This is a genomic window from Streptomyces sp. SYP-A7185, from assembly GCF_046103685.1.
In the GTDB taxonomy this organism is placed as follows: domain Bacteria; phylum Actinomycetota; class Actinomycetes; order Streptomycetales; family Streptomycetaceae; genus Streptomyces.
The window spans coordinates 4775252-4801486 of sequence record NZ_CP122310.1; the positions used below are offsets into that span (position 1 = coordinate 4775252).

The 26235-nt window shown below is 71.5% G+C and carries 28 protein-coding genes, 2 tRNA genes and 1 other RNA gene; 22 read left to right on the plus strand and 9 right to left on the minus strand.

What is annotated here, in order from left to right; genetic code table 11:
* Positions 1-40: 40 nt before the first annotated feature.
* Both QBL25_RS20875 and ffs read right to left on the minus strand, forming a co-directional pair.
* Positions 41-2401, minus strand: a complete 2361-nt coding sequence (locus QBL25_RS20875; RefSeq protein WP_409058545.1) for a DNA polymerase III subunit gamma and tau — start codon at positions 2399-2401, stop codon at positions 41-43.
* A gap of 42 nt (positions 2402-2443) precedes the next feature.
* An RNA gene (gene ffs / locus QBL25_RS20880) (signal recognition particle sRNA small type) lies at positions 2444-2542 on the minus strand.
* Between the two features lie 142 nt (positions 2543-2684).
* On the opposite strand from ffs, the gene QBL25_RS20885 reads away from it, so the two are divergent.
* Positions 2685-2772: transfer RNA gene (locus tag QBL25_RS20885), tRNA-Ser, on the plus strand.
* Positions 2773-2874: 102 nt separating this feature from the next.
* Here the strand turns inward: QBL25_RS20885 and QBL25_RS20890 are convergent.
* Positions 2875-3513: a response regulator gene (locus tag QBL25_RS20890; protein WP_409058546.1), complete on the minus strand. Its 639-nt coding sequence runs from the start codon at positions 3511-3513 to the stop codon at positions 2875-2877.
* A gap of 203 nt (positions 3514-3716) precedes the next feature.
* On the opposite strand from QBL25_RS20890, the gene QBL25_RS20895 reads away from it, so the two are divergent.
* Positions 3717-4709: an ATP-binding cassette domain-containing protein gene (locus QBL25_RS20895; protein WP_409058547.1), complete on the plus strand. Its 993-nt coding sequence runs from the start codon at positions 3717-3719 to the stop codon at positions 4707-4709.
* Positions 4710-4789: 80 nt separating this feature from the next.
* On the plus strand, positions 4790-5587 hold the full coding sequence (locus QBL25_RS20900) for an ABC transporter permease (protein WP_409058548.1): 798 nt from the start codon (positions 4790-4792) through the stop codon (positions 5585-5587).
* 30 nt (positions 5588-5617) lie between these two features.
* On the opposite strand, the gene QBL25_RS20905 is transcribed toward QBL25_RS20900, so the two are convergent.
* Positions 5618-8839: an AfsR/SARP family transcriptional regulator gene (locus QBL25_RS20905; protein ID WP_409058549.1), complete on the minus strand. Its 3222-nt coding sequence runs from the start codon at positions 8837-8839 to the stop codon at positions 5618-5620.
* A 7-nt stretch (positions 8840-8846) separates the two neighbouring features.
* Positions 8847-9332: a cupin domain-containing protein gene (locus QBL25_RS20910; protein ID WP_409058550.1), complete on the minus strand. Its 486-nt coding sequence runs from the start codon at positions 9330-9332 to the stop codon at positions 8847-8849.
* Between the two features lie 131 nt (positions 9333-9463).
* Between QBL25_RS20910 and QBL25_RS20915 the strand changes: the two genes are divergently transcribed.
* Positions 9464-10381 (plus strand): LysR family transcriptional regulator, encoded by a 918-nt coding sequence (locus tag QBL25_RS20915; protein WP_409058551.1) that lies wholly within the window; start codon positions 9464-9466, stop codon positions 10379-10381.
* Here QBL25_RS20915 and QBL25_RS20920 read toward each other — a convergent pair.
* Positions 10351-10914 carry a GNAT family N-acetyltransferase gene (locus QBL25_RS20920; protein WP_409058552.1) on the minus strand — a complete coding sequence of 188 codons (564 nt, stop codon included), beginning with the start codon at positions 10912-10914 and terminating at the stop codon, positions 10351-10353. The two genes, QBL25_RS20915 and QBL25_RS20920, sit on opposite strands and share 31 nt — an antisense overlap.
* 230 nt (positions 10915-11144) lie before the next feature.
* Here QBL25_RS20920 and QBL25_RS20925 point away from each other — a divergent pair, with 230 nt between their 5' ends.
* From QBL25_RS20925 to QBL25_RS20950, 6 genes are all read left to right on the plus strand, one after another.
* Complete coding sequence (locus QBL25_RS20925; RefSeq protein ID WP_409058553.1) at positions 11145-11399, plus strand: hypothetical protein; 255 nt, start codon at positions 11145-11147, stop codon at positions 11397-11399.
* A gap of 11 nt (positions 11400-11410) precedes the next feature.
* Positions 11411-12613, plus strand: coding sequence for an SPFH domain-containing protein (locus QBL25_RS20930; RefSeq protein WP_409058554.1), 1203 nt, complete (start codon positions 11411-11413; stop codon positions 12611-12613).
* Between the two features lie 96 nt (positions 12614-12709).
* Positions 12710-13912 carry a cation:proton antiporter gene (locus tag QBL25_RS20935; RefSeq protein ID WP_409058555.1) on the plus strand — a complete coding sequence of 401 codons (1203 nt, stop codon included), beginning with the start codon at positions 12710-12712 and terminating at the stop codon, positions 13910-13912.
* 63 nt (positions 13913-13975) lie between these two features.
* A complete protein-coding gene (locus QBL25_RS20940; RefSeq protein ID WP_409058556.1) occupies positions 13976-14560 on the plus strand; it encodes an HhH-GPD-type base excision DNA repair protein in 585 nt (194 codons plus the stop codon).
* 498 nt (positions 14561-15058) lie between these two features.
* Positions 15059-15370 carry a hypothetical protein gene (locus QBL25_RS20945; protein ID WP_409058557.1) on the plus strand — a complete coding sequence of 104 codons (312 nt, stop codon included), beginning with the start codon at positions 15059-15061 and terminating at the stop codon, positions 15368-15370.
* 58 nt (positions 15371-15428) lie between these two features.
* Positions 15429-15587, plus strand: coding sequence for a hypothetical protein (locus tag QBL25_RS20950; RefSeq protein ID WP_409058558.1), 159 nt, complete (start codon positions 15429-15431; stop codon positions 15585-15587).
* A gap of 49 nt (positions 15588-15636) precedes the next feature.
* On the opposite strand, the gene QBL25_RS20955 is transcribed toward QBL25_RS20950, so the two are convergent.
* Positions 15637-17217 carry a helicase HerA-like domain-containing protein gene (locus QBL25_RS20955; protein WP_409058559.1) on the minus strand — a complete coding sequence of 527 codons (1581 nt, stop codon included), beginning with the start codon at positions 17215-17217 and terminating at the stop codon, positions 15637-15639.
* Between the two features lie 234 nt (positions 17218-17451).
* On the opposite strand from QBL25_RS20955, the gene QBL25_RS20960 reads away from it, so the two are divergent.
* On the plus strand, positions 17452-17748 hold the full coding sequence (locus tag QBL25_RS20960) for a type II toxin-antitoxin system VapB family antitoxin (RefSeq protein WP_003955420.1): 297 nt from the start codon (positions 17452-17454) through the stop codon (positions 17746-17748).
* 156 nt (positions 17749-17904) lie between these two features.
* Positions 17905-18549, plus strand: a complete 645-nt coding sequence (locus tag QBL25_RS20965; protein ID WP_409058560.1) for a LytR C-terminal domain-containing protein — start codon at positions 17905-17907, stop codon at positions 18547-18549.
* 52 nt (positions 18550-18601) lie between these two features.
* On the opposite strand, the gene upp is transcribed toward QBL25_RS20965, so the two are convergent.
* The gene (gene upp / locus QBL25_RS20970; RefSeq protein WP_409058561.1) at positions 18602-19237 is read right to left on the minus strand and encodes a uracil phosphoribosyltransferase; all 636 of its coding nucleotides are present in this window, start codon (positions 19235-19237) and stop codon (positions 18602-18604) included.
* A gap of 162 nt (positions 19238-19399) precedes the next feature.
* Here upp and QBL25_RS20975 point away from each other — a divergent pair, with 162 nt between their 5' ends.
* The 9 genes from QBL25_RS20975 (at position 19400) to QBL25_RS21015 (ending at position 25216) form a co-directional block, all read left to right on the plus strand.
* Positions 19400-19585, plus strand: coding sequence for a hypothetical protein (locus QBL25_RS20975; RefSeq protein WP_409058562.1), 186 nt, complete (start codon positions 19400-19402; stop codon positions 19583-19585).
* Between the two features lie 204 nt (positions 19586-19789).
* Entirely contained in the window at positions 19790-20359 is a 570-nt protein-coding gene (locus QBL25_RS20980) for a hypothetical protein (RefSeq protein ID WP_409062725.1), read from the plus strand.
* A 138-nt stretch (positions 20360-20497) separates the two neighbouring features.
* Complete coding sequence (gene tadA, locus QBL25_RS20985; protein ID WP_409062726.1) at positions 20498-20929, plus strand: tRNA adenosine(34) deaminase TadA; 432 nt, start codon at positions 20498-20500, stop codon at positions 20927-20929.
* Between the two features lie 69 nt (positions 20930-20998).
* Positions 20999-21083: transfer RNA gene (locus tag QBL25_RS20990), tRNA-Ser, on the plus strand.
* A gap of 454 nt (positions 21084-21537) precedes the next feature.
* On the plus strand, positions 21538-21717 hold the full coding sequence (locus tag QBL25_RS20995) for a hypothetical protein (protein ID WP_351167438.1): 180 nt from the start codon (positions 21538-21540) through the stop codon (positions 21715-21717).
* 52 nt (positions 21718-21769) lie between these two features.
* Positions 21770-22063, plus strand: a complete 294-nt coding sequence (locus QBL25_RS21000) for a Dabb family protein (protein WP_344524501.1) — start codon at positions 21770-21772, stop codon at positions 22061-22063.
* A 257-nt stretch (positions 22064-22320) separates the two neighbouring features.
* Positions 22321-23193, plus strand: a complete 873-nt coding sequence (locus QBL25_RS21005; protein ID WP_409058563.1) for an RNA polymerase sigma factor SigF — start codon at positions 22321-22323, stop codon at positions 23191-23193.
* 244 nt (positions 23194-23437) lie between these two features.
* Positions 23438-24298 (plus strand): RNA polymerase sigma factor SigF, encoded by an 861-nt coding sequence (locus QBL25_RS21010; RefSeq protein ID WP_409058564.1) that lies wholly within the window; start codon positions 23438-23440, stop codon positions 24296-24298.
* 90 nt (positions 24299-24388) lie between these two features.
* A complete protein-coding gene (locus QBL25_RS21015) occupies positions 24389-25216 on the plus strand; it encodes a hypothetical protein (RefSeq protein ID WP_409058565.1) in 828 nt (275 codons plus the stop codon).
* A 159-nt stretch (positions 25217-25375) separates the two neighbouring features.
* Here QBL25_RS21015 and QBL25_RS21020 read toward each other — a convergent pair whose 3' ends face one another.
* Positions 25376-25582: a hypothetical protein gene (locus tag QBL25_RS21020; protein ID WP_409058566.1), complete on the minus strand. Its 207-nt coding sequence runs from the start codon at positions 25580-25582 to the stop codon at positions 25376-25378.
* Positions 25583-25754: 172 nt separating this feature from the next.
* Between QBL25_RS21020 and QBL25_RS21025 the strand changes: the two genes are divergently transcribed.
* Complete coding sequence (locus QBL25_RS21025; RefSeq protein WP_409058567.1) at positions 25755-26234, plus strand: MarR family winged helix-turn-helix transcriptional regulator; 480 nt, start codon at positions 25755-25757, stop codon at positions 26232-26234.
* The last annotated feature ends 1 nt before the right edge of the window (position 26235 follow it).

Below are 26235 nucleotides of genomic sequence, written 5' to 3' on the forward strand. Positions count from 1 at the left end.
GCCGCGAAGCGGGCGGAAGGAAAAACACGCCCCGGCCCCCTCACGGCTCGTTGTTGTACTCCTCAAGAACCGTCGCGCCCAACTCCCGAACGATCAGGTCATGCCCGGACAGAGCGGACTCGACCAGATCAGGATCATCATCCGCCCAGGTGTCGTCCTCCGGAGAGACATGCTCGGGAGCCCGCCGCTCCGGAGCCTGAGCGGGCGCCGGAGCCGGGGCGGACGCGGGAGCGGCCTGCGCCCGACCGGCCCCGCCGGGGGGCGCAGCCGCAGGAGCGGGCGACTGCTGCTGCGGAGGAGCGGGCCGGACGGCCGGAGCCACGGCACCGCCCCCGAAGTTGCCCGCCGCAGGCGGAGGCGCCGAACCCCCCGAGGGGTCAACGATCGCCTCGACCTTCCACTGCACCCCGAACTGCTCCGACAACGCCTGCCGCAGCACATCCTCACTGCCGCTGCTGGCGAAGTTGTCCCGCGCCCCCGCGTTCACGAAGCCGATCTGCAGGGTCGTTCCGTCGAAGCCCGCCACCTGGGCGTTCTGGCTGAGCAGGATCCAGGTGAAGCGCCGGCGCCCCTTGACGGCCTCAAGGATGTTCGGCCACAGGGTCCGCGGGTCGGGCCCGCCGACCGGAGCGGCCGCGGGAGCCGCAGCAGGCGGCTGCGGAGCCGGGGCCGACGCGGGAGCGGGCGTAGCGGCAGGGGCGGAAGCGGGGGCGGGAGCACCACCCCCGGCAGCCGCAGCAGTGGGCCACCCTCCGGGCCGCGCCCCGCCAGTAGATGCGGAAGGAGCGGACGGAGCGGGCTCGGCCTGCTTAGGCCCACTCCCGGGAGCGGAAGCCGTGGGCCACCCGCCAGGCCGCCGCTCCCCGGAAGGCGCGGCGGCAGCAGGCTCAGCAGCGGGAGGAGACGCGGGAGCGGGCGCAGAAGGAGCCGCAGAGGCAGGCGGAGGCGAAGGAGCAGAAGCAGGCGAAGGAGCAGGTGAAGGCGAGGGCGAGGGCGAGACCGGGGCCGAACCCGCAGCCCCCCCGCCCCGCACAGCGGCCCGAGCCGCGGCAACCCCGCCCCCCGGCGGAACCTGCACGTCGCCACCCCCGGGCTGAGCCCCGGCATGAACGTCGGGCCCAGGCACGTACCCCATGGCGGGCCCGGCACCAGGACCAGCAAAACCCCCACCGGAACCAGCGCCAGCACCAAGCCCCGGACCGGGACCGGGCATCCCACCCCCCTGAGCCCCCCCGACAAAGTTCCCGCCACGCTCGAGCCGGTCGAGCCGAGCCATGAGCGAGCGCTCGTCGTCGTACGCGGCCGGAAGCAGCACACGGGCGCAGATAAGCTCAAGCTGGAGGCGGGGCGAGGTCGCACCCCGCATCTCCGTGAGGCCTTCGTTCACGAGGTCGGCCGCGCGGCTGAGCTCGGCGCCGCCGAACACGCTCGCCTGCGCCTGCATCCGCTCCACGACGTCCGACGGGGCGTCGATGAGCCCCTTCTCGGCCGCGTCCGGAACCGCCGCGAGGATCACCAGGTCCCGCAGCCGCTCCAGGAGGTCGGCCACGAAGCGCCGCGGGTCGTTGCCGCCCTCGATGACGCGGTCGACGATCTCGAAGGCCGCCGCGCCGTCCCCCGACGCGAAGGCCTCCACCACGGAGTCGAGCAACGATCCGTCCGTGTAACCGAGGAGGGACGTCGCCATGGCGTACGTCACACCGTCCGTGGCCGCGGAGGCGAGGAGCTGGTCCATGACGGACATCGAGTCACGCACGGATCCGGCGCCGGCCCGCACGACGAGCGGGAACACGCCTTCCTCGACGGCCATCTGCTCCCGGCCGCACACCTCGGCCAAGTACTCACGGAGGGTGCCGGGCGGCACGAGCCGGAAGGGGTAGTGGTGCGTACGCGAGCGGATCGTCCCGATGACCTTCTCGGGCTCCGTCGTCGCGAAGATGAACTTCAGATGCTCCGGCGGCTCCTCGACGACCTTCAGGAGGGCGTTGAAGCCCGCCGAAGTGACCATGTGGGCCTCGTCGATGATGTAGATCTTGTAGCGACTGCTCGCCGGCCCGAAGAAGGCCTTCTCGCGCAGGTCACGCGCGTCGTCCACGCCACCGTGCGAAGCGGCGTCGATCTCGATGACGTCGATCGACCCCGGGCCGTTCCTCGCCAGGTCCTGGCAGGACTGGCACTCGCCGCAGGGGGTCGGGGTGGGACCTTGCTCACAGTTCAGGCAGCGGGCCAGGATGCGCGCGCTCGTCGTCTTGCCGCAGCCGCGCGGACCACTGAACAGGTAGGCGTGATTGACCCGGTTGTTGCGCAGCGCCTGCTGCAGCGGGTCGGTTACATGCTCCTGCCCGATGACCTCGGCGAACGACTCCGGGCGATAGCGGCGGTACAACGCGAGAGACGACACGCATACGAGGTTATAGGCGCCCACTGACAACACGTACCGCGAACGCAAAGCGCCCCCCACGCACCCGCCAGAGCCAACCTACCCTTGCTGCCTTCCGGCCCTGGGGGAGTTCAGTCAGATAGCGCCACGTGAGGGGCTGACGCCCACCTTAGCGGATCCCCACCCCCGGAAGCGACGCCGGCTTCGCCCCGAGACGGACCCCGGGACCGATCTTCGAACCGATCTCGCCCCCGAGGACGATCTGGTTCGCGAGCACTCCTCAACGTCTTGTATTGTTTGCGGCGGAGGATTCGCCTAGTGGCCTAGGGCGCACGCTTGGAAAGCGTGTTGGGGGCAACCCCTCACGAGTTCGAATCTCGTATCCTCCGCCAGTGCCTCACCGGGCACGAGGTTGATGGGCCCCACTGTTCGCAGTGGGGCCCTTCGACGTTTCTCGACCGGATTCCGTGTCAGACCGTCGCGGGCCTCTGGCCTCAGACCTCCGGCGCTCCGAACCGGGTTCTTTCCATCAGGTCGATCACGTAGTGCACGACCTGCACCGGGTTGTTCGTCGCGGCGAAAATGCGGCGGTCGACGCCCAACTCCCGGTCGAAGTTCTGTGAGTGCACCACGACGGGCAGATCGACGTTCTGGCTCTCCAGCGCACGGAGCATGCTGATCCCCGCCTGAGGATCCCCGTCACGATCTATGTCGCTCAGGATGATGTCGTACGAGCCGTGCCGCAGCGCGACCAATCCTTCGTCGGTCGAGCGGGCCGTGTCCACGATCATGTCCATGGACCGGAAGATGCTGATCAAGGCGCCGTTGTGCTCAGGGTGATCGTCGATCCAGAGGAGCCTGCCGCCTCTCAGCGTGTCGGCTGCGTGCTCCAGTCTGCCCAGGACTCCCCGCCTCATCGTCGGCGTCACCGGGGTGTCGCTGTGCTCAGCGACCTGGTCGAGCAGTTGGCCCGCCATCTCGACCTCGATCCCGAGAGCCCGTAGAGCCGTGACCCGGGGGACCAAGCTGCGAATGAGCGTCCCTCGCAACGACAGAAAGGCGACCACGGCGAACGTCACCCACAGGAGGCTGGGCAACGTGCCGATCAACTTGATCCATATCGCTTCGGGCATGGAGCCCATGATCGGCCTTGGCTGCGCCTGTCGCAGGTGTTCCCTCCGTTCCCTTCGCGGCTGACAAGGCGTCCCTCCCCCTGTCAGTCCCTGTCAGCCCCTGTCAGCGTGCTGGCCGGTGGTTGTCAGGGGGTGTCGGCATCGTTCTGGGTGTCGAGAAGGACGAGGTGAGGGCCCGGGTAGGGCCTCGGAGGGGAATCACGATGTCGTACGCCATCAAGGCCGAGGGTCTGGTCAAGAAGTACGGGGACTTCGTCGCGCTGGACGGCGTCGACCTGGAGGTTCCCGCGGGCAAGGTGATCGGGGTGCTCGGGCCGAACGGTGCCGGGAAGACCACCACCGTGCGGATCCTGTCGACGCTGCTGCGGCCCGACGCCGGGCACGCCACCGTCGGCGGCCATGACGTGGTCAGGGATCAGGTGCGGGTCCGGAGCCTCATCGGGCTCACGGGGCAGTACGCCTCCGTGGACGAGGAGCTGTCCGGCGCCGAGAATCTCGTACTCCTCGGGCGGTTGCTCGATCTGTCGCGGCGGGACGCCAAGGCACGGGCCGCCGAACTCCTGGAGCGGTTCGAGCTGACCGAGGCCGCCCAGCGGCCCATCAGCACCTTCTCCGGCGGCATGCGGCGCCGGCTCGACCTCGCCGCGAGCCTCGTGGGGCGGCCGGAGGTCCTGTACCTGGACGAGCCGACCACCGGCCTCGATCCGCATGCCCGCAAGGAGGTCTGGTCGGTCGTGCGGCGGCTGGTCGCGGACGGCGCCACCGTGCTGCTCACCACGCAGTACCTGGAAGAAGCCGACCAACTGGCCGACTCCATCACCGTGTTCGACCGCGGCCGCGTCGTCGCGGAAGGCCGGCCCGACGAGCTCAAGCGGCGCGTGGGCGGTCAGACCTTGCAGGTGCGGCCCACCCTCGCCCGCGATCTGGACGTCGTGAACGGCATCCTCGCCGAGCTCACCGGCGCCGCGCCCCAGCACGACGCCGACAACGGTCTGCTCACAGTGCCCGTCGACGACCCCATGCTCGTCTCCGCCCTCGTACGACGGCTCGACGGGGCCGGTATCACCGCCGACGAGCTGGGACTGCGTCTTCCCAGCCTGGACGAGGTCTTCCTCGCCCTCACCGGCAAGGCGGGGCGGACCCGTGAGGCCGGGCAGTCCCGTGAGACCGGCGCGGTCGGTGCGTCTCTCCGCTAGTCCCCTTCGGTCCCTGTCCCGCGCCAGCCCGCGCCCGCCCCCACTCCCCCCTGCCTTCACCCTGCCGAGAGGACCCCGTCATGAGCGCCCACCCCGTCGCCCTCCGCATCACCCCCGCCAAGGCCGCCCGCCACAGCTTCGCCCTCGCCGGGCGTGGCGTCACCAAGTTCGTGAAGTCGCCCGCACGGCTCGTGGACGTCGTCCTCACGCCGATCGTCTTCCTGCTGATGTTCGTGTACCTCTTCGGCGGCGCCATCGCCGGCGGCGACACCGACGCCTACCTCCAGATGATCACGCCCGGCATCATGGTGATGACCGTCTTCCAGGCCAGCATCGGCATCGGCGTCTCCCTCAACGCCGACTCCACCACCGGCATCTTCGACCGCTTCCGCAGCATGCCGATCGCCCGGTCCGCGCCGCTGATCGGCGCGGTGCTGGCCGACGTCGTCCGGTACGTGGTGTGCCTCGCCACGCTGATCGCCCTCGCCCTGGCCATGGGCTACCGGTTCGACACCGGCCCGGCGGCGGCGCTGGCCGCGCTCGCGGTGCTCATCGGGTTCGCCGTCAGTTTCTCCTGGATGTCGGTGTACGTCGGCATGCTGGTCAAGACCCCCGGTTCGGTGCAGGGCCTGATGACCGTCCTGGTGCTCCCGCTCACCTTCGCCAGCAACGTCTTCGTGCCGGACAGCACCATGCCGGGCTGGCTCCAGGTCTGGTCGGACGTGAACCCCGTCAGCCTGATGTCCGACACCATGCGCGGCCTGCTCAACGGCGGCGCGGTCGCCGGACCGCTCCTCGGCGGCCTGGCCTGGATGGTCGGCGTGGTCGCGGTCTTCGCCCCCCTCGCCATGCGGGCCTACCGCAAGCGCGCCGCCTGAGGCCTGCGCCCCCGCCCCGCCCCGCCCCCGCTAGGACACCACCGGCTGACCGGCAAGTTCGGTCAGCCGGTTCAGTGCGTCCGCCCTCGGCAGCCCGGCGCCCCCGCCGTACGCCTCCTCGTACCCCGCGGCACCCAGCCGCCCCGCGGTCTCGGCGACCAGCTCCCGCAGCTGCGGATCCCCTTCGTCGAACACCCCCCGCACGACCCGGCTCATCCCCAGGGCGGTGGCCGCCCCCGCCGGGTCGTCCTCCAGCAGGAGCAGGCGGGCCAGGAGTTCCGCGGCCCGCGCGATGTCCGTGACCTCGCCCCGGGCGAAGGCCCCGCTCACCGCCCTCGGCAGCAGCTTGCGCGCTCCTGCCGCGTCGCCCCGCGCGAGGCGGTCGGCCATACGGGCGCCCGCGATCAGGTCGCGGGCCATGGCCTCGGGAAGCGTGAGCCGGTCGGCGACGGTGTCCAGGCGGTCGACGGTCGCCTCGGCCCGGTCGAGCTCCCCCGACCTGCGGTACAGATCGGCCAGGCCGAACAGCAACTCGGCCTCCATCCGCCGGTAGCCCCGCTCCTTGGCCTGCCGCTGCGCCGCGCGGATGTCCCGCAGCGCGCCCTCCCGGTCGCCGCAGCGCAGCCGCTCCGCCGCGAGCCGCGCCCGGCTGTTGAACAGGTCGTCCTCGGCGCCGAGTTCACCGCTGACGGTCACCGCCCTCGCGTACGCGGCGATCGCCTCGGCGTGCTCCCCGCGCAGGGAGTGGTCGCCGCCGACGGCGAGCAGCGCGAGGTTGATGCCCCACCGGTCGCCCACCTCCTCGAAGCCCCGCAGTGCCGCGCGGCGCGATGCGGCCCCCGCGGGCTGCTCGCCCCGCCCGGTGAGCACGAAGTCCCGCGCCCAGTGCGCGCTCGCCCGCACCCAGGGCTCGGGCCGCTCCGCCGCGCGCCGGAGCCCGCTCTCCCCCAGGTCGTCGTGGCCGGTGAGGAACGCGAGGAGCGGGACCCAGAGCAGCAGCGCCGGGTGGAACTCCCCCGCGCCGGACCGCTCGCAGTCCTCGATCAGCGTCCGTACGGGCAGGTCGTCGCCGCCCGCGGCCCCCGGAGTCCCCGCCATCAGGCGGATCACGCGGAAGGCGGCCCGCGCCCGGCCGGGCAGGGCTTCGTCGAAGGTGAGGACCTCGGCGAGGAACGTCTCGAACTGGGTGCTCATCCCCCTGATGCCCCAGTACCAGAACAGCGCCCGCACGAACCGGGCGGCGAGCTCCGCGTCCCGGGCCTCGACGGCCGCGCGCAGGGCGGCGACCAGGTTGTCGTGCTCGGCGTCGAAGAGCGCGAGGGAGCGGAGCTGGTCGCCGGTGCGCAGGGCGGGCTCGTGCTGCTCGGCGAGGGCGAGGAAGTACCCGGAGAAACGGGCCACGGTCGACGAGCCGGCCGCCCCCGCGGCTCCCGCGCCCCCGATGCCCGCCCCTTCCTGCGCCAAACGCCCCGCCGCGAACGCCCGGACCGTCTCCGACATCCGGTAACGCTGCTCCCCGTCGGAGTCCTCCGCCGTGTCCAAGAGGGACTTCTCCACCAGGGAGCCCACGACGTACAGCACGTCGTCGGCCGGCAACGTCTCGTCCGAGCAGACCGCCTCCAGCGCGGCGAGCGTCGCGCCGCCCGGGAAGACCGACAGCCTGCGGGCGAGCGTCCGCTCGGGCTCGTCGAGGAGGTCCCAGCTCCACTCGACGACCGCGAGCAGCGTCCGCTGGCGCGGCAGCGCGGTCCTGCTCCCCGAGGTGAGCAGCCGGAACCGGTCGTCCAGGCGGCGGGCTATCTGGCCGACGCTCATCGAGCGCAGCTTGGCCGCGGCCAGCTCCAGGGCCAGCGGCAGGCCGTCGAGCCGACGGCAGATCTCCACCACCGGGCCCGCGGTGGAGGCGTCGAGCGCGAAGCCGGGCCGTACTCCCGACGCCCGGTCGACGAACAGGCGCACCGCCGCGGAGCCGGCCGCCTCCGCGAGCTCCGGGTCCCCCGCGGGCACCCCGAGCGGACCGAGGTGGCACAGCGCCTCGCCGGTGATGGCGAGGGGCTCCCGGCTGGTGGCGAGGATCCGCAGGTGCGGCAGCTTGTCGAGGAGTTCGTGCGCGAGGTCCGCCGCCGCGTCGACCAGGTGCTCGCAGTTGTCCAGTACGAGGACGGCCTCACCGACGTCGAGCACCTCGGTCACGCGGCCGGCCCGCGCGCCCTCGCCGGACGGTCCCGTGCTGAGCGCGGCGTGCACGGCGTCGGCGAGCTGGTCCGGGGTGCCGACACCGGCCAGCGGCACGAACCACACCCGGCCCCGGCGGTACGCGCGATGCCGGGTGACGGCTTCGAGCGCGAGCCGGGTCTTGCCCGCACCGCCGGGCCCGACGAGCGTGACCAGGCGGGAGGTGGCCAGGAGCGCGGCGAGGCGGTCGAGTTCGGCGTCCCGGCCGATGAAGCTGGTGAGCCGGGCGGGGAGGCGGTGGGGCGCGGGGGCGGCCTCGGCGGCGGGGGCGGCGGGCTGCTCCATCTCGCCCCGCAGGAGCGCGAGGTGGAGGTCCTTCAGCTCGGCCGACGGGTCGACGCCGAGTTCGTCGTCGAGCCGGCCCCGCATCTCCTCGTAGACGCCGAGCGCGTCGGCGTTGCGGCCCGCGGCGGACAGCGCGCGCATCCGCAGGGCGGCCACGCGCTCGCCGAGCGGCCGCTCGGCGCCCGCCGATTCGAGGTCGGAGAGGATGTCGGCGTACCGCCCCAGGCGCAGTTCCGCGTCGAAGCGGTCCTCCGCCGCCGCGGCCCGCAGGTCGTCGAGGCGGGTGGCGGCGGGGCGGGCGAAGGGTGCCTCCAGGACGTCCGCGAGGGCGGGGCCGCGCCACAGGGCCAGGGCGTCGCCCAGGGTCGCCGAGGCCGCTTCCGCGCGGCCCGCGGCCAGTTCGCGCCTGCCCTGCCCGGCCAGCTCCTCGAAGCGGTGCGCGTCCACGTCGGCGTCGCGCACCGCAAGGCGGTAGCCGCCCGCGGCGGAGTCCACCGTGCCCACCCCGCGCAGGGCCCTGCGCAGCCGGGACACCAGCGCCTGGAGGGCGTTGCCCGCGTCGGCCGGGGGCCGCTCGCCCCACAGGCCGTCCACGAGGGCGTCGACGGAGACCGGACGCCCGCCTTCCAGCGCGAGCCCGGCGAGCAGCATGCGCAGCCGTACGCCGCCCAGGGCGACCGGTGTCGCGTCGTCGGCGGTGGCTTCGACCGGGCCGAGCAGGCAGATTCTCACGGGGTCCTCAGCGCTCGACGAAGAAGCTGTCGTGCTTGACGAGGAACTCGCCGAACTCCTTGCCGCCCTTCTGGGCCATCTCCGCCACCTGCTCGAAGTACTCCTCGCGCGGGGCGCCCGGCGCGAAGAGCAGGAGCATGGAGGCGGGGTCGTCGCCGTCGTTCTTGAAGGCGTGCAGTCCGCCGACCGGGACGTAGAGGAAGTCGCCGGGGCCGCCGGTGATCCAGCGCTCTCCGTCGTAGAGCTGGACCTGGCCGGACAGGACGAAGAAGGACTCCGAGATCGACTTGTGGAAGTGGGTGCTCGGGCCCGGCGACTTCGGGGCCATGTCGACCCGGTAGAGGCCGAACTCGCCGCCGGTGGAGGCGTGCGTGGCGAGGTAGTGCGTGCGGTTGCCGTTGGCGGCGACCAGCTCGGGCTCCTGGCCGGCCGGTCTGAACACCGCGTTGATCTCGCCCTCTTCGCCGAGATAGCGGGGATCCGGGTAAGACATGTTCCGCTCCTTCACGTTCACGCCCTGGGGCTGCTGCGCGCGCCGCACCGGTTGCTGACTTTATCCACCGTCCGCCCGCTCTCCCTATTAGTTGTACGTAAGGAATTCCGGGCAGAGTTAAGCTCTGCTGCATGCTTGATACGCGGCGCATGCAGGTCCTCCGGGCGGTGGTCACCAGCGGTTCCGTGACGGCGGCGGCCCGCAACCTCGGGTACACGCCCTCCGCGGTCAGCCAGCAGATGGCGGCCCTGGAGAAGGAGGCGGGCATCGCCCTCCTGGAGCGCACCGGACGCGGGGTGCGGGCGACGGACGCCGGGCGGCTGCTCACCGGGTACGCGGTCGCGATCGGCCGGCAGATCGCCGAGGCGGAGACCGCGCTCGCGGAGCTGCGGGCGGGGCGGACGGGCCGGGTGTCGATGCGTTACTTCACGACGGCGGGCGCGCTGCTGGTCGCCCCCGCGCTGGCCGCGTTGCGGAGCGCCCAGCCGGGCGTACAGGTCGAGTTGAAGCTGTCGGACCCCGACGACCCGATGCCGGCGGTGCGCGACCGCGAGGCCGACCTCGCCCTCGTCGTCCGGCCGCCCGGTCAACCGGGCGTGGACGGCGTCCGGTTCGAGCATCTCCTGGACGACCGCTATCACGCCGTACTCCCTCTGGGGCATCCCCTCGCCGCCAAGGAGCACCTGGAGATGACCGACCTGGCCGAGGAGCCATGGGTCGCGAGCGAGTCGCCGGGTCCCTGCCTCGACCCCGTCATCGAAGCGTGCGGCGCAGCCGGTTTCAGCCCGGACTTCGTGGTCGAGAGCGGGGACTACGCCACGGCGCAGGGCTTCGTCGCCGCGGGCCTCGGCGTCGCACTCGTACCGGAACTCGGCCTGGGCGCACCGCACTCCGGGGTGGTCGTCCGCGAGGTCCGCAATCCGGTGCCGCTCCGGTCGATCTACGCGGCGGTGCGGGGTCCCGCGCCGGACCGCCCGGCGGTGGGGGGCCTCCTGGACGCGCTGCGGGGTGCGGTGGCTCAGCTGGGCGTGGGGTCCGGGGCGGCGTAGCACCGGACGGTGACGGTCTGCTCGGGGCTCCAGTGCTGGAGGCCCGTGCCGAGGAAGCGCCATCCCGTCCGTTCGTAGAGCGCGGTCGCCGACGTGTCGGAGGCGACGACGTCCAGGACCGGGAAGAGCCCCAGCTCACCGGCCTCGGCCACGACCCGGGCCAGCAGCAGCGCCCCGATGCCGTGCCCGCGGGCGTCCGGCGCGACGAAAAGGCGGCTGACCACGGCGATCTCGTCGACGTCCGTGCCGGTACGTCCGCTCCAGACCCCGGGGGCCACGTCGTCCGGCGTCCTGCGGCACAGCGCGACGTGCCCCGCGACCCGGCCGCCGAGTGCGGCCACCCAGGCCCCGAGGAGCCCACCCCCGGTCAGCCAATCGGCCGGGCGCGCGGGCCAGTTGGTGGGGTAGCCGTCGGCGAGGCGCACCTGCCGGAGGGCTTCCACGCAGGCGCGGAGGTCGGGATCCAGGCGGGGCCGGACGGTGACGGGGGCCTCGGGGGTGGGGTGGGCGCGCGGGACGGGGGCTCGGCTCATCGCGGTATGCAAACACAGGGCGGCGGGCAGGCCGCGGCTCGGTGGGCGCGCCCCACGCATCGCATCCACCACATGGCGGCCGCCCGACCGCAGCACGGCGGGCACCGGCCGGAAGGCGCCCCCGCATCAACTCCCCGGCCACCCATGCGCCACACATGGGCGCCCCGCTCCCCCCGCGCTAAGGTCAGGATCCAGACAGAGCCTGCATGACACGGGGGAGGCGGCCGCGAATGGCGCCGGATGAGGCTGTGATCGGCTGTACCGGTGAACTCGTCGTGGGTACGCGCGGATCCGCGGGGCCCGGCGAGGTCCTGGTGCGGATCCGCGGGGGTTCCGAGACGTTTATCGCCTGGTCCGACGAACCGCTGCCGCACGGCTCCTCGGTACTCGTGATCGAGTCCCGGGGCAGCCGCCAGGTCGATGTCATCAAGTGGGCAGAACCGTTGGACGCGTTGACCGGCGGCGGCGCCGGCGGCGCCGGCTGAGGAGTCGATCGATGTTCGGTTACCGCGTTCCCGCCCCCGACCAGGCGATGCTGATCTCCGGGGGCAGGCGAGGGCTTGGCGGCGCCCCGTTCCGGGTGGTGACGGGGCACGGCAAGTTCGTGCTGCCCGTCTTCCGCAAGACCCGCTTCCTCACCCTGTCGATGTGCGAGGCGGAGGTCGTGGAGAACTGCGTGACCCGCCAGGGCATCGCCCTCAGCGTGCGTGCCGTGATCGCCTTCAAGGTCGGCAACGACACGGAGAGCATCGTCAACGCGGGCCAGCGCTTCCTCTCCGACCAGGACCAGATGTCCGTCCTGACCGGCCGTATCTTCGCTGGCCATCTGCGCTCCATCATCGGCTCGATGACGGTCGAGGAGATCGTCACCGAGCGGCAGAAGCTCGCCACCGAGGTCCTCGACACCTCGAAGTCCGAGATGGCGAAGATCGGCCTGCACGTGGACTCGCTCCAGATCCAGTCGATCGACGACGGCGACACGGGTTACATCGACGCCATGTCCGCCCCGCACAAGGCGGCCATCCAGCGCCAGGCCCAGATCGCCCAGGCCAAGGCCACCCAGGCGGCGGCCGAGGCCGAGCAGGAGGCCGCGCGGAACCAGGCCGAGTACGCCCGGCAGACGGCGATCGTGCAGGCCCGGTACTCCGCCGAGGTCGAGCAGGCCCAGGCGAGGGCAGCCCAGGCGGGCCCGCTCGCGGAGGCGCACGCGCAGCAGGAGGTGCTCGACGCGCGCACGGAACTGGCGGAGCGCGCCGCCCAGTTGCGCCAGCAGCAGCTGGTCGCCGAGGTGATCAAGCCCGCGGAGGCGGACGCCGAGCGCATCCGGGTCCTCGCGCTGGCCGAGGCCGAGCGGATGAAGATCCAGGCGGAGGCGGCGGCGTCGTACGACCGGGTGGCGCTCGACCGGATGCTGATCGACCAGTTGCCGCTGATCGTGAAGGAGGCCGCGACGGGCCTCTCGGGCGCCAACGTGAACGTCCTGAACGGCGCGGACGGTCTCGGCGAGATCGCGGCCGGACTGGTCGGCCAGGGTCTGACGATCCTGGACTCGGTGCGCAACAACCTCGGCACCCCCGCCGGGCCGCCCCGGCCGGGCGACCGCGAGCCGGTCGACATCAAGCGCTACTTGGGCGCTCCCGCCCAGCGCGGCCAGACGGACACGGCCACCAAGAACGACGGCCCGGTGGAGATCCAGTAGAGCCCTGCCCGGTGGAGATCCAGTAGTCCTGTGTCGGGGGGTGGCGTTCGCGTCGTCCAGTATCCGTTTTGCCCGGCTCTAGGTTAAATACGTTCTATGTCGCAGCCGGGGACGCTCATCCTGATCATGGCCATCGCCGTGCTCGCACCCCTCCTCACCCACGGCTTCAGCCGCTGGCTCCCGATCCCCCTGGTCATCTTCGAGATCCTGCTCGGCATCCTCGTCGGACCCGACGTGCTCGGATGGGCCCATCACGACGCGGTCATCGACGCGCTCTCCGATCTCGGCCTCTCCATGCTGATCTTCCTGGCGGGGTACGAGATCCAGTTCGGCGCCGTCCGCGGGGACACCCTGCGCCGTTCGGTGTGGTCGTGGGTGATCGCGCTGGCGCTCGGGCTCGGCGTCGCGTTCGCGCTCACCGCGGGTGCCGTCACCAAGAGCTTCGTCATCGGCACGGCGCTGACCAGCACGGCACTCGGTACGGTGCTGCCGATCCTGCGCGACTCCGGGGACCTGCGGGGCCGCTTCGGGACGGTGATGATGGCGTTCGGCGCGGTCGGCGAGTTCGGCCCGATCATCGCGATGTCCCTGCTCCTGAGCGGCCGCGCGCCCGGCACGGCGACCGCGGTGCTCGCCGCCTTCGCCGCCGTCACGGCCGCCGCGGTCTTCTGGGCGCTGCGGCCGAGACCGCCCTGGTTCTCGCAGGTCGTCGCCAAGACCCTGCACAGCAGCGGACAGTTCGCGGTGCGCTTCGTCATGCTGCTGCTCGCCCTGATGCTCGGCCTCTCGTACGCCTTCGGGCTCGACACGCTCCTGGGCGCGTTCGCGGCGGGCCTGCTCACCCGGCTCGTGCTCCAGGGCGCGGGGCCGGAGAGCGGCGAGGTGGTCCTCGGGAAGATCGAGGCGATGGGCTTCGGCTTCCTCGTGCCGGTGTTCTTCGTCGTCACCGGCATCGACTTCGACCTGGGCGCCCTCCTGGACGGCGGCCGCCCCCTGCTCCTGCTGCCCGTCTTCCTCCTCCTCTTCCTCGTCGTACGCGGCCTTCCCGTGTACGTCCTCGCCCCGCGCGACCTGGACACCCGCGACCGGCGGGCCCTCACGCTCTTCTCCTCCACCGCCCTGCCGCTCGTCGTCGCGATCACCGCCATCGGCCTGGACGACAAGGCGCTGACGGAGGGTGAGGCCGCCGCGCTCGTCGGGGCGGCGATGGTGTCGGTGCTCGTCTTCCCGCTCCTGGCGCTGCGGCTGCGGGCCCGGTCGCCGCGCGACCTCAACACCACGGGCGCGGGGCCCGGCTAGACGTCCCGCCGCCAGCCCCGACCCGCCGTGCGGGCGCCCGCCGCACGCGGGATGATCGGCTTCATGGACGTCACCCTGCACCTCGCCCAGGAGCCGGAAGCCGATGAGCTCCTCGGCCGCAGCCCGCTGGCCGCGCTCGTCGGGATGCTGCTCGACCAGCAGGTCCCGATGGAGTGGGCGTTCGCGGGCCCGCACACGATCGCGCGGCGCCTTGAGGCGGACGACCTCGACGCGCACGAGATCGCGGCGTACGACCCCGATGAGTTCGCCGCCCTGCTGTCCGCCAAACCGGCGGTGCACCGCTACCCGGGGTCGATGGCCAAGCGCATCCAGCAGCTGTGCGCCTACCTGGTCGAGCACTACGACGGCGACCCCACCGCCCTGTGGGAGAGCGCGGCCTCCGGCAAGGAGCTCCTGGGGCGCCTGACCGACCTGCCCGGCTTCGGCAAGCAGAAGTCCCAGATCTTCCTGGCCCTGCTCGGCAAGCAGCTCGGCGTACGCCCCGACGGCTGGCGGGAGGCGGCGGGAGCGTACGGAGAGCCGGACGCGTACCGCTCGGTGGCCGACATCACGGGCCCCGAATCCCTCCAGCGGGTCCGCACCCACAAACAGCAGCTGAAGGCGGCGGCGAAGGCTTCCGGCAAGTAGTGACGGGCGGGGCCGCCTGGGGCCCTCCGGCAAGCAACACCGGGCAGGACCGCCTGGGGCCCCGCAAGTAGCACCGGGGGGCGCCATCGATGGGCTCCGGTATGCAGCACCGGGGGCCGCCGCCAAAAGACCCCGGCAAGCAGCACCGGGGGCGCCACGAGGGCCCCCGGCAAGCAGCACCAGGCGGCGCCCCCCAGGGGCCCCGGTATGCAGCACCAGGGGCTGCCGCAAAAGGCCCCCGGCCAGCAGCACCAAGGGCCGCCGCCAAAAGACCCCGGCAAGCAGCACCGAAGGGACCCCGGCATGCAGCACCGGGGGCGCCACGAGGGCCCCCGGCAAGCAGCACCAGGCGGCGCCCCCCAGGGCCCCCGGCGACGATCAGCAGGCCGCGACCCCAAGGCCCCCCGGCCGTCACCCTCCGGCCCGCGCCTAGCCCAAGAGGGGGGATCTGGGCCGTGGAGAACAGCAACCGGGGTTCGCCGGGGGACATGACCCCTTATGAGCCGCGTCGCGAAGCCCCGCCCCGCGTGGCTGCGCACTGCCCTCATCCTGGTGGCCCTCCTGGGCGCCGTCCTCGCCCCCGCGGCTCCCGCGGAAGCCGCCCCCGCGCCCCCCGCGGCCATGTCCACCGAACCCACCGGCGAGGCCCACCAGGACACAGCCGACAGCGCGCTCCGGATCTCCGTGCGGCGCCCCGCTCCCGGCGCCACCCCCACCGCACGCCCCCGTGCGCCCCGCCGGGCCACCCCTCTCCGCGCCCGTGGCCGCGTCCACGTCCCCGCGCCACGCTCCGTCGTCCTCCGCTGCTGACGGGCCCCGCCACCCCGTCACCCCCAGCAGCAGCGAACCGAGGACAGGACAGAAACCCATGCCCATCGACCCTTACGCGGCCCTGCACGCCCTCCTCCGCGCCGAAGCCGTACGCAACGCGCCCACGCCCGGCCCCACACCCGCCCCCACCCGCAAGGCGCAGGACGAGGAAGAGGAACAGACCCCCCAGCAGACCCCCGGCCACAACGACCGCTGACTCCGGCCACCCTCACCCGGCGCAGACGCGACCACCCGGCACCCGGGCCTCAGCGTCTGCGCCGGGCCGTTCCGAAGACCGACCGCGAGATCTCCCGGCCGAGCTGCGTTCCCAGGGAGCGGGCCAGGGACTTGAAGATGCCGCTGCCCACCACCTGGTCCACCACCGAACCGGAACCGGAACCGCTCCCCTTCGCCGCTCCCCTCGCCGCTTCCTTCGCCGCCTGCTTCTCCGCCTCTGCCACCGCCGCGACCGCCGCTGCCGCCTCCTCCGCCTCCACCTGGCGAGCGGTCAGCTTCTCGTACGCCGACTCCCTGTCGACCGCCTCCGCGTACCGCCCGTACAGGAGCGAGGCCTTCACCGCCGCCTCCAGTGCGCTCGCCTCCACCGGCCCCATCAGCGACTCCGGGGCCCGCAGCCGCGTCACGGCCACCGGCGTGGGCGCGCCCTTCTCGCTCAGGACGGTGATCACCGCCTCGCCGGTGCCGATCGCGGTCAGGGTTTCCTCGAGGTCGTACGCCGAGTTCGGGAACGTCCGGACCGTCGCCTTCAGGGCCTTCTGGTCGTCCGGCGTGAACGCCCGCAGCGCGTGCTGGACCCGGTTGCCCAGCTGGGCGAGGACGTCGCCGGGCACGTCCTTCGGTGTCTGCGTCACGAAGAAGACGCCGATCCCCTTGGACCGGATCAGCCGCACGGTCTGGGTGATCGCTTCGAGGAAGGCCTTGGACGCCCCGTTGAAGAGCAGGTGCGCCTCGTCGAAGAAGAAGACGAGCTTCGGCTTCTCCAGGTCGCCCACCTCGGGCAGGTCGTTGTAGAGGTCCGCGAGGAGCCACATCAGGAACGTCGAGAAGAGCTGCGGCTTGTCCTGCACGGCCGGCAGTTCGAGGACCGACACCAGGCCTCGCCCGTCCGGCGCCGCCCGCAGGAACTCGCTCGTGTCGAACTCCGGCTCCCCGAAGAAGTCCCCCATGCCCTGCGCCTCGAAGGCGGTCAGCGCCCGCAGGATGACGCCCGCGGTGACCGTGGAGAGGCCGCCGATGCCCTTGAGCTCGGGCTTGCCCACGTCGGACGTCAGGAACGTCACCACGGCCCGCAGATCCTTCAGATCGACCAGTTCCAGCCCTTTTTGGTCGGCGTAGTGGAAGATCAGGCCCAGCGACTGCTCCTGGGTCTGGTTCAGCTGGAGCACCTTGGAGAGCAGGACGGGGCCGAAGCTCGTGATGGTGGCCCGGACCGGGATCCCGGTCCCGATCCCGCCCAGCGCGTAGAACTCGCTGGGGAAGCCCGTCGCCTCCCACACCTGCCCGACCTGCCCCGCACGCTCGGCGACCTTCTCCCCGCTCTCGCCCGGCACCGAGATCCCCGAGACGTCCCCCTTGACGTCGGCGAGGAACACCGGCACGCCCTGCGCGGCCAGCTGCTCGGCGATCAGCTGAAGCGTCTTGGTCTTTCCCGTGCCGGTGGCCCCGGCGACGAGCCCGTGGCGGTTGAGCATGGCCAGCGGGATACGGATCTGGGCGCCGGGCAGGCACTGCCCGTTCCACAGGAGCGCCCCGAGGTCCAGCGCGGGGCCCTCGAAGGCATACCCGGAGACGATGTCGCGTGCCTCCGGGGGCAGCGTCGCGGGCACATCCGCGGACCCACCGGAGTCACTTCCTCCGGTTGTCACCTCCGTGACCGGCGACGACTCGTTAGGGGGTTTCGCGCCCTCCGCCGTGGACGGGATCGGCTGGCTGTCGCTCACTTCTGCCCCTGTTCCCGGCTGGGCCGTACCCGATTTGCACCGCTTTACGACGTCATTTCCCAGAGTCGCACTCCGTCTCCATGGCTGCGCCCGGAGAGCCTCGCCCGGTAGGCTTTCCGTGTGATCTTCAAGCGCATCGGAAACGGCCGGCCGTACCCCGACCACGGCCGGGAAAGCACCCGGCAGTGGGCGGACGTCGCGCCGCGCCCGGTCCGCCTCGATCAGCTCGTGACGACCAAGGGCCAGCTGGACCTAGAGACGCTCCTCGCGGAGGACTCGACGTTCTACGGCGACCTCTTCGCGCACGTGGTGAAGTGGCAGGGCGACCTCTATCTGGAAGACGGACTGCACCGCGCGGTCCGCGCCGCGCTCCAGCAGCGCCAGGTGCTGCACGCCCGCGTCCTCGAACTGGGCTGACGCCGACCGGCCGGCCGCGACGCCCGGCCGGCACCGCCGCGGCGCCGGTCCGACACGCCCCCGGCCGCTTCCGGTATTGGCCCTTTCGGGTTGGACTGCGCCCGAGTCAATGATCATTTAGTAGGCATCACGGCGTCGTCGCACTACGCTGCGCCCATGAGCATGCTCACTCCCCCCGGCATGGGCGGCAAGTACCGCATCACGGGGGCCAAATACCCGCGTATGCGCCGTCCCAGTGGCCGCCGCAGGCTCGTGCTCGCGGTGGTCGCGTCCGCCCTCGCGGTCGGTCTGATCGGCTGGGGAACACTGCAGCTCATCGACGTCTTCACGGGCGGCGACAAGGCCTCGGCGGCCAGTTCCCGCGGCGACTGCGCACCCAGGCCGGGCCCCTCGGCCGAACCCGCACCCAAGGCGCTGCCCAAGCCGGGCCAGATCAAGGTCAACGTCTTCAACGCGACGCCCCGCTCCGGCCTAGCCAAGGACGTGGCGGCCGAGCTCAAGAAGCGCGGCTTCGCCATCGGCAAGGTGGACAACGCGCCCAAGGAGTTCGACAAGAAGGTCAAGGGCACGGGGATACTGCTCGGCGCCAAGACCGCCGCGGAGACCGCCCTGCCGGTCCTCGGCACGCAGCTCGCGGGCACCGAGAACCGCACGGACGCCCGCAAGGGCGGCGAGGTGGACCTCATCCTGGGCACGAAGTTCAAGGATCTGGCAAAGAAAGAGGACGCCGACAAGGCTCTGGCGGTACTCGCCGAGCCCAAGCCGGCGCCCTCGACGTCCGACGGCAAGAAGGACTGCTGAGCGCGGGTTTCGCCGGCACCGCCGAGCACTGCTCCGCGGTCCCGTACGGCTGCTACTCCGCGTTGCCGTACATCCGGTCACCGGCGTCGCCGAGGCCCGGGACGATGTAGCCGTTCTCGTTCAGGCGCTCGTCCACCGAGGCCGTCACGACCGTCACCGGCGTGCCCGCGAGCTCGCGCTCCATGACCTCGACGCCCTCGGGCGCGGCCAGGAGCACCACGGCGGTGACGTCGTCGGCGCCGCGCTTGATCAGTTCCTGGATGGCCGCCACGAGCGTGCCGCCGGTGGCCAGCATCGGGTCGAGGACGTACACCTGGCGCCCGGAGAGGTCCTCCGGCATACGGGTCGCGTACGTCGACGCCTGGAGGGTCTCCTCGTCACGGATCATCCCGAGGAAGCCCACCTCGGCGGTCGGCAGGAGCCGCACCATGCCGTCCAGCATGCCGAGCCCGGCACGCAGGATCGGCACGACCAGGGGGCGCGGGTAGGACAGCTTGACGCCGGTCGTCGGGGTGACCGGGGTCTCGATGTCGACCTGCTCGGTGCGCACGTCCCGGGTGGCCTCGTACGCGAGCAGGGTGACCAGCTCGTCGGCGAGGCGCCGGAAGGTAGGTGAGTCGGTGCGCTTGTCGCGCAGCGTGGTGAGTTTGTGCGCCACCAGCGGGTGGTCGACGACGTGGATCCGCATGCCATCAACAGTAACCGCGCCCGGGACCGCCCGGACTCCCCGGTGACCACGGGTTCCGCCGCCGTCCCGCCACCGTGCGAGGGAGCCCCCGGAAGAGACCGCGCTGGCATCAAACCCGCCGTACGGGGGAAAGTGGACGTACGACCTGGGGTGGTGTTGCCCATGCCGGACAGAGAGCCCGGCGGCCGAGAGCCGGACCGCGAGACCGAAGCGGAGCGCCGGCGTCGGCGCGCCCAGTTCCTCCGCGAACGCGCCGAGGCCCTTGAGCTCCGCGACCGTGTGAAGCCGCGCCGCGCCCGGGCGGCACGCATGCGACAGCAGATGCGCATGCGCACGTTCCGCTGGTAGCGCCCACCTCTCAGGCAGGCGTCGGGGAGGCGTCCGGGAAACGCGACGCGGACACAGCGGGCGGAAGACCTCTCCTAGAGCCGTGGTTTCTGCCACGATTCCGAGTGGGCGGGGCTTGGAACAGCAACTCCCCCGCTCCCCGAACTCGCCGGGGGGACACCCAACCGTCAACCGGCACTGTCTATGACCAGTGGGAGAGTCACGGTGTACTTCGCCGCACTGCTCGCGCGCACCGAAGACGGGTGGGAAGCGAGCGACACGGAGCTCGACGATGTGGAGACCCTGTCGGATCTGACCGACCTGGCCCGCGAGGCCACGGCCGGCAGCGCTGAGGACGACACCGTCCTCGTCTTCATCGAACAGGAAGGCGCCTGGTTCGGCGTCGTCCGTGTGGACGGTGAGGAGGACCCTCGTATCTACGTCTCGGACGCGGCCGCGGCCGCCCGGAGTTCGTACGGCGAGATCCTGCTCACCGACGAGATGCTCGGCCGCGAGCCGGGCACCGACGATCCGGGCGTCGATCTGGACGCCCTCGACCTGGACGGCACGGAGGACGGCGAACCCGCCGGCCCCGACGCCGCCCCCGACACCGCCGACGACGACACGGGGGGCGCCTCGGGCGAAGCGGTGCCCGCGGGACCCCTCGGCGACTCGGAGCTCCTGACCGATCTCGGGGTGCCCGAGAAGGAGCTGCTCGGCCTGGAGCCCGGTGACGCGCTCAGCGACATCGCCGAGATCCTCGGGGCGGCGGAGGTGCTCGAAACGGTCCGCTAGGTTCCCGGTGTGACCGACCGGAACGACCACATCACCCCACCCGAGACCGAAGCAGCAACCGAAGCATCAACCGAAACAGCACCTGAACCAGCACGCGAAACAGCACCCGATCCCGTACGCGACCGCTGGCGGGCCGCCATGCGGCTCGCCCTGGCCGAGGCCGAACTGGCCGTCCGGGGCGGCGACGTGCCCGTCGGCGCCGTCGTGCTGTCCCCGGACGGCACGACGGTCCTCGCGGCGGGCCACAACGAACGCGAGGCGACCGGCGACCCCACCGCGCACGCGGAGGTGCTCGCCGTCCGCCGGGCCGCGGCGGCGCTCGGCCGGTGGCGGCTGACCGGCTGCACGCTGGTGGTGACCCTGGAGCCCTGCACGATGTGCGCGGGCGCCCTGGTCCAGTCCCGGGTCGACCGGGTCGTCTACGGGGCACGTGACGAGAAGGCGGGCGCCACGGGCTCCGTCTGGGACGTGGTCCGCGACAGACGGCTCAACCACCGCCCGGAAGTGATCGAGGGCGTCCTCGCCGAGGAGGCCGCCGGGCTGCTCACGCGCTTCTTCCGGGGGCGCTGAACCCCGTGCCCGGCGGCCCCCGGGAAACGGATTTCTGACCACGGGCCTCTTTGGGCTAGAGTTCCTCTCGGTAGCGTGTCCGAGCGGCCGAAGGAGCTCGCCTCGAAAGCGAGTGTGGGGAGACTCACCGTGGGTTCAAATCCCACCGCTACCGCTCTTGATGCGAAGGCCCCGTCCGCGAGGACGGGGCCTTCGTCGTTCCTGTGCCGGACCCGTGCCGGGCCCTTGCCGGACCGAAAGGGCCGCGCACGCGAAGAGCCCCGGCGCCGTGAAGGCACCGGGGCTTTCGTCCCGCTTGGACGGGGGGAGCGGCATCGGGGGGACAAGCCACTCCCCCCGATGAGGACTGGAACCCTCGGCCGGCACCGTCATCCGGGGGAAGCGGACGGTGCGCGGCCCCGCAGTGGGGCCAGTCCCTTGCCCGCGGATTCCTGCCAGATCCGCTGGGGCACACCACCATCCTGCTCCGCGCGCCACTCGGAACGGCGCGGCAAAGGGCCTGTGCTGCCGGGCCGTTGGTCCTTAAAGACCTTGTGAGCACGGGCCGGGTTAGACTCACCGCCGTCACAGGGGCCACAGGGCGCAGCGGGCAAGGGGAGGCCGAGAGCATGGCGGTGCAGTGGAAAAAGATCGGGCTCTTCGCCGTCGTGGTCTTCATGCTCTACGTGATCATCACTGATCCCGCCAAGGCCGCCGACTACGTCCAGATAGGCTTCGAGGCGGTTTCGGACGCCGCTCAGAGCATCGGTGACTTCATGACGTGGGTCGCCAACGGAGGCAAGGACTGAGCGGCTCGTGCCGCCGTCCCCACCCTCCTCTCCCCGCTTCCCAGGAGTGCGCATGATCCGCCATCTGGTCCTCTTCAAGCTCAACGACGGCGTGGAGCGCGACGAGCCGCGCGTCGTCGAGGGCGTCAAGGCTTTCCGCGCGCTCGGCGAGCAGATCCCGGACCTCGCGTTCTGGGAGTGCGACTGGAACATCACCGACCGGCCCATCGCGTACGACTTCGCCATCAACTCGGCGGTCGAGGACACCGATGCGCTGAAGCGGTACATCGAGCACCCGGCCCACCAGGCGGGCGTGGCCCTGTGGCGCGAGTTCGCCACGTGGGTGATCGCCGACTACGAGTTCTAGCCGCCCGGCCGCACAGGCCCCGCACAGCCCCCGCGAAGCCCCGCGCGAAGTGGCCCCTCACCGCAACGGTGAGGGGCTTTTCTGCGTCTTATGGCCCAACTTGCCCCTCAACACGTAGTTATCGGGTGCTTGCACACAGTGCACATGTCTTGTGATGCTATGACCGCTTTTGACGGATGAGTTGACCAGGGTCGGCTGATCATGACTGAGCTCGACAGGACTTGACTGAGCTTGACCGAGAAGGGGTGGCGTTGACCGTGCCGGCCAGTACTGCGCCCGAAGCACCACCCGTGACCCCACAGGCGAGCAGCCCCGCCCCGCCGAGCGCGCCGGGCCTCCAGGACACCGCGCCGCGCCCACCGAGCAGCAGGGGCGCCGACACCAGGGCCCTGACGCAGGTCCTCTTCGGCGAGCTGAAGGGGCTCGAACCGGGCAGCCCCGAGCACGGCCGCGTCCGCGGTGCGCTCATCGAGGCCAATCTGCCGCTGGTGCGGTACGCCGCCGCGCGCTTCCGCAGCCGCAACGAACCGATGGAGGACGTCGTCCAGGTCGGCACGATCGGCCTGATCAACGCCATCGACCGCTTCGACCCCGAGCGCGGTGTGCAGTTCCCGACCTTCGCGATGCCCACCGTGGTCGGCGAGATCAAGCGGTACTTCCGCGACAACGTGCGAACGGTCCATGTGCCGCGCCGCCTTCACGAGCTGTGGGTGCAGGTCACCGGGGCCACCGAGGACCTCACCACGGCGTTCGGGCGCTCGCCCACGACCGCGGAGATCGCCGAGCGGCTCCGGATCACCGAGGAGGAGGTCCTGGCCTGCATCGAGGCCGGACGGTCCTACCACGCAACGTCGTTGGAGGCGGCCCAGGAGGGCGACGGGCTGCCGGGGCTCCTCGACCGGCTCGGCTACGAGGACCCCGCCCTCGACGGCGTCGAGCACCGCGACCTCGTCCGGCATCTGCTCGTCCAGCTGCCCGAGCGCGAACAGCGCATCCTGCTGCTGCGCTACTACAGCAATCTGACGCAATCACAGATCAGCGCCGAATTGGGCGTTTCCCAGATGCATGTGTCAAGACTGCTGGCCAGAAGCTTCGCGCGACTTCGATCCGCAAACCGTATCGAGGCGTAACCGTATCGAGTGGACTGCTCGGAAGACGGTTCCCGACGATCTCGCGCACGAAAATGCCGCAGACCCCCTCTTTCCTGCATCGATGTCACCCTTCTTTGTCGACATGTAACTACAGCGTGTTGCCGACATGTGACATTCTGCTGGAACCGCGTTTGCCGCAGCTCACCTTCCGGTATTCAGGTGGAGGCTGCGTTCCTCCGACGGGAGCGTCCGCCGTGACCGTCCGCGACCTCAAGGGGGTGGCATGTCCGCAGACCAGGGCAGCTCGAAGGTGCTCACGCTCACGAAGAGCGAATCAGCGCCCGACGCGCTTGTGAGTCCAGTAGTTTCCGGTCCTTCCGGAGCCATCGACACCCGCACCCTGTCCCGCTCCCTGTTCCTGCGGCTCGCCGCACTCGACCAGGACAGCCCGGAGCGTGTCTACGTCAGAGACACGCTGATCGAGCTCAACCTCCCCCTCGTCCGGTACGCCGCCGCGCGCTTCCGCAGCCGGAACGAACCCATGGAGGACATCGTCCAGGTCGGCACGATCGGCCTGATCAAGGCGATCGACCGCTTCGACTGCGAACGGGGCGTGGAATTCCCGACGTTCGCGATGCCGACGGTCGTCGGTGAGATCAAGCGCTTCTTCCGCGACACGAGTTGGTCGGTGCGCGTCCCGCGCCGCCTCCAGGAGCTGCGGCTCGCCCTGACGAAGACGAGCGACGAGCTGGCGCAGCGCCTGGACCGCTCGCCGACCGTCCCCGAACTCGCCAAGGCGCTCGGGGTCTCCGAGGAGGACGTGGTCGACGGCCTGGCCGTCGGGAACGCGTACACCGCCTCCTCGCTCGACTCCCCGGCCCCCGAGGACGACGGCGGCGAGGGCTCCCTCGCGGACCGCCTGGGGTACGAGGACAGCGCCCTGGAGGGCGTCGAGTACCGCGAGTCGCTCAAGCCGCTGCTCGCCAAGCTGCCGCCGCGCGAGCGCCGCATCATCATGCTGCGCTTCTTCGCGAACATGACGCAGTCGCAGATCGGCGAAGAGGTCGGCATCTCGCAGATGCACGTCTCACGGCTGCTCACGCGGACGCTGTCGCAGCTCCGGGAAGGGCTCATCGCCGACTGACCCGGGCCTCGCCCGGCGCCAACGGTACGCAGGGCGCCCGGTGTTGCTGACGGGGTTCCTAATTGACGACCCGTCAGCCACACTGGCGCGATGCGACGTGGCATGCGGAACGTACTGGGTGCGTCCACGGCCGTCCTGTGTCTGGGCGGCCTGCTGGCGGCGTGCGGCAGCGAGGACGGCGACGGCTATGTGGCCACCGGTCCGGCCGCCGCGAGCCCCGAGGGGGCATCGGGCAAGGCGGTCGCGCCCACCGGCGACGTGGAGCTCGTACCGCTGGACGGCGCCTCGCCCTCCGGCAAGGGCGGCGAGGACGGCGACGGCAAGGGCAGCGGTTCCGGGCCGTCCGGACCCGGCGCCGACGACGCCTCGGACGGCGCGGGCGACTCCTCGGCCGGTCCGGCCGCCAAGTCGCCGGGCAGCAAGGCTGGTTCGGACACGCCCGGCACGCCGGACGGCACCGGCTCATCGGCCGACGGCACCAAGCCCGGCCGTACGGAGGGAAGTTCGGGACATTCGGGAAGTTCGGGAAGCGGCCCGACGGGAAGCCCGGAGAGCGGAGGCGGCAGCACCCCCTCCGCGCCCGGCGGCGGCTCCGGCACGGGCCCGAGCGGGCCCGCGAAGCTCAGCGTCGGCGACCCGCAGCGCAAGCCCGCGGCCGACCGCTGGTGCGAGAAAGTGACCGTCGCCTTCCGCAACACCGGTGGCTCACCGGTGGATTCGGGCACGGTCACCTTCGGGACGCACGTCATCGGGGCGCTCGGCGTGGACTGGGCGACGATCGAGTCCACCCGGAAGCTCCCCGCGCCCATCGGCGCGGGGAAGACCGTGCGGAAGACCTGGACCGTCTGCGTCGAAGCCTGGCGGGTGCCGCTGGGGATGCACGTGGAGACGCAGGACGTCTCCGTCAAGTGGAAGTAGCGAGTCCTTCGACTGCGGGCTCTTCGACCGCGGGGCTTGCGACTGCGGGTCTTTCGACCGCGACTCCTTCGACCGCGAACCTGCCGGCCGCAGACCCTTCGACCGCGGATCTTCCGACCGCAAGTCCTTCGACCGCGGACCTGCCGCCCGTGCGGCTTCCTACTTGAACGCCAGCCAGGCCACCCCCGCCACCACGGCGATCGCGAGCACGACGCCGATGATCAGGCCGATGCGCGGTCCTGCGGACGCCGTGGCCGGTTGCTGGGCTCGGCCGCCCTGCGGGGACTCGTCGACGAAGGCGCGGAACATCTGCGTGCTGCCGGCCGGGTCGGGGGTGTTCTGGGGGCCCTGGGGGTTGTGTGCCATAGCGCAGGACCCTAGCGAACACCTGGGGGTCGGCCCAACCCCCGCTGACCACGGACTTTACGAGCAGGGTCCCAGACCTTTGCCGACTCTTTAGGGCGTTGGTCCAGTTTTAGTTTGCCTGCGGCAACCAACTGTCTCTATCGTTGCCCTAAGCAACAACATAGGAGGTGCCGTGGCCGCGCAGCGTCATTACGAGGAGCTGGCCCGACAGCTCAGCGCCATCGGTGCCGTGAAGCGTGGCCTCGGCAGAGGTCTGCCGCACGACTGCCCCGGAGGGTCGGCCGCCGTACTCATCCTGCTCGACCGGCACGGAGAGATGCGGATGAGCAGGCTCGCGGAGCTGCTCGCCGTGGACATGTCGGTGACCAGTCGCCACGTGGCCCATGTCGCCGAGAAGGAGTGGATCCACCGGGATCCCGACCCCGCCGACAAGCGCTCCCGGATCCTGCGCCTCACCCCCGAGGGCAAGGCCAAGGTCACCGAGCTGTCCGACCTGTCCATCAGGACACTCACCCACTACTTGCATGACTGGTCAGACGACGAGGTCGTCCAGCTCAGCACGCTGCTCGCGCGCCTGCGCGACAGCTTCGGGGACTGCCGTGCGGCTTCGGCCCGGCTCCCCTTCGAAGAGACCACCCGTACACCCGCGTAAC

What these genes read in the sequence shown, in the direction of transcription:
- QBL25_RS21010 (WP_409058564.1), top strand. Translation starts at nt 23,438, where the DNA reads ATGTCCGCAGACCAGGGCAGCTCGAAGGTGCTCACGCTCACGAAGAGC.
- QBL25_RS20945 (WP_409058557.1), top strand. Translation starts at nt 15,059, where the DNA reads ATGAGCCGCGTCGCGAAGCCCCGCCCCGCGTGGCTGCGCACTGCCCTC.
- QBL25_RS20965 (WP_409058560.1), top strand. Translation starts at nt 17,905, where the DNA reads ATGAGCATGCTCACTCCCCCCGGCATGGGCGGCAAGTACCGCATCACG.
- QBL25_RS20915 (WP_409058551.1), top strand. Translation starts at nt 9,464, where the DNA reads ATGCTTGATACGCGGCGCATGCAGGTCCTCCGGGCGGTGGTCACCAGC.
- QBL25_RS20890 (WP_409058546.1), bottom strand. Translation starts at nt 3,513, where the DNA reads ATGCCCGAAGCGATATGGATCAAGTTGATCGGCACGTTGCCCAGCCTC.
- QBL25_RS21015 (WP_409058565.1), top strand. Translation starts at nt 24,389, where the DNA reads ATGCGACGTGGCATGCGGAACGTACTGGGTGCGTCCACGGCCGTCCTG.
- QBL25_RS20900 (WP_409058548.1), top strand. Translation starts at nt 4,790, where the DNA reads ATGAGCGCCCACCCCGTCGCCCTCCGCATCACCCCCGCCAAGGCCGCC.
- QBL25_RS21020 (WP_409058566.1), bottom strand. Translation starts at nt 25,582, where the DNA reads ATGGCACACAACCCCCAGGGCCCCCAGAACACCCCCGACCCGGCCGGC.
- QBL25_RS20930 (WP_409058554.1), top strand. Translation starts at nt 11,411, where the DNA reads ATGTTCGGTTACCGCGTTCCCGCCCCCGACCAGGCGATGCTGATCTCC.
- tadA (WP_409062726.1), top strand. Translation starts at nt 20,498, where the DNA reads ATGCGGCTCGCCCTGGCCGAGGCCGAACTGGCCGTCCGGGGCGGCGAC.
- QBL25_RS20950 (WP_409058558.1), top strand. Translation starts at nt 15,429, where the DNA reads ATGCCCATCGACCCTTACGCGGCCCTGCACGCCCTCCTCCGCGCCGAA.
- QBL25_RS21000 (WP_344524501.1), top strand. Translation starts at nt 21,770, where the DNA reads ATGATCCGCCATCTGGTCCTCTTCAAGCTCAACGACGGCGTGGAGCGC.
- QBL25_RS20895 (WP_409058547.1), top strand. Translation starts at nt 3,717, where the DNA reads ATGTCGTACGCCATCAAGGCCGAGGGTCTGGTCAAGAAGTACGGGGAC.
- QBL25_RS20910 (WP_409058550.1), bottom strand. Translation starts at nt 9,332, where the DNA reads ATGTCTTACCCGGATCCCCGCTATCTCGGCGAAGAGGGCGAGATCAAC.
- QBL25_RS20935 (WP_409058555.1), top strand. Translation starts at nt 12,710, where the DNA reads ATGTCGCAGCCGGGGACGCTCATCCTGATCATGGCCATCGCCGTGCTC.
- QBL25_RS20920 (WP_409058552.1), bottom strand. Translation starts at nt 10,914, where the DNA reads ATGAGCCGAGCCCCCGTCCCGCGCGCCCACCCCACCCCCGAGGCCCCC.
- QBL25_RS20975 (WP_409058562.1), top strand. Translation starts at nt 19,400, where the DNA reads ATGCCGGACAGAGAGCCCGGCGGCCGAGAGCCGGACCGCGAGACCGAA.
- QBL25_RS20995 (WP_351167438.1), top strand. Translation starts at nt 21,538, where the DNA reads ATGGCGGTGCAGTGGAAAAAGATCGGGCTCTTCGCCGTCGTGGTCTTC.
- upp (WP_409058561.1), bottom strand. Translation starts at nt 19,237, where the DNA reads ATGCGGATCCACGTCGTCGACCACCCGCTGGTGGCGCACAAACTCACC.
- QBL25_RS20940 (WP_409058556.1), top strand. Translation starts at nt 13,976, where the DNA reads ATGGACGTCACCCTGCACCTCGCCCAGGAGCCGGAAGCCGATGAGCTC.
- QBL25_RS20925 (WP_409058553.1), top strand. Translation starts at nt 11,145, where the DNA reads ATGGCGCCGGATGAGGCTGTGATCGGCTGTACCGGTGAACTCGTCGTG.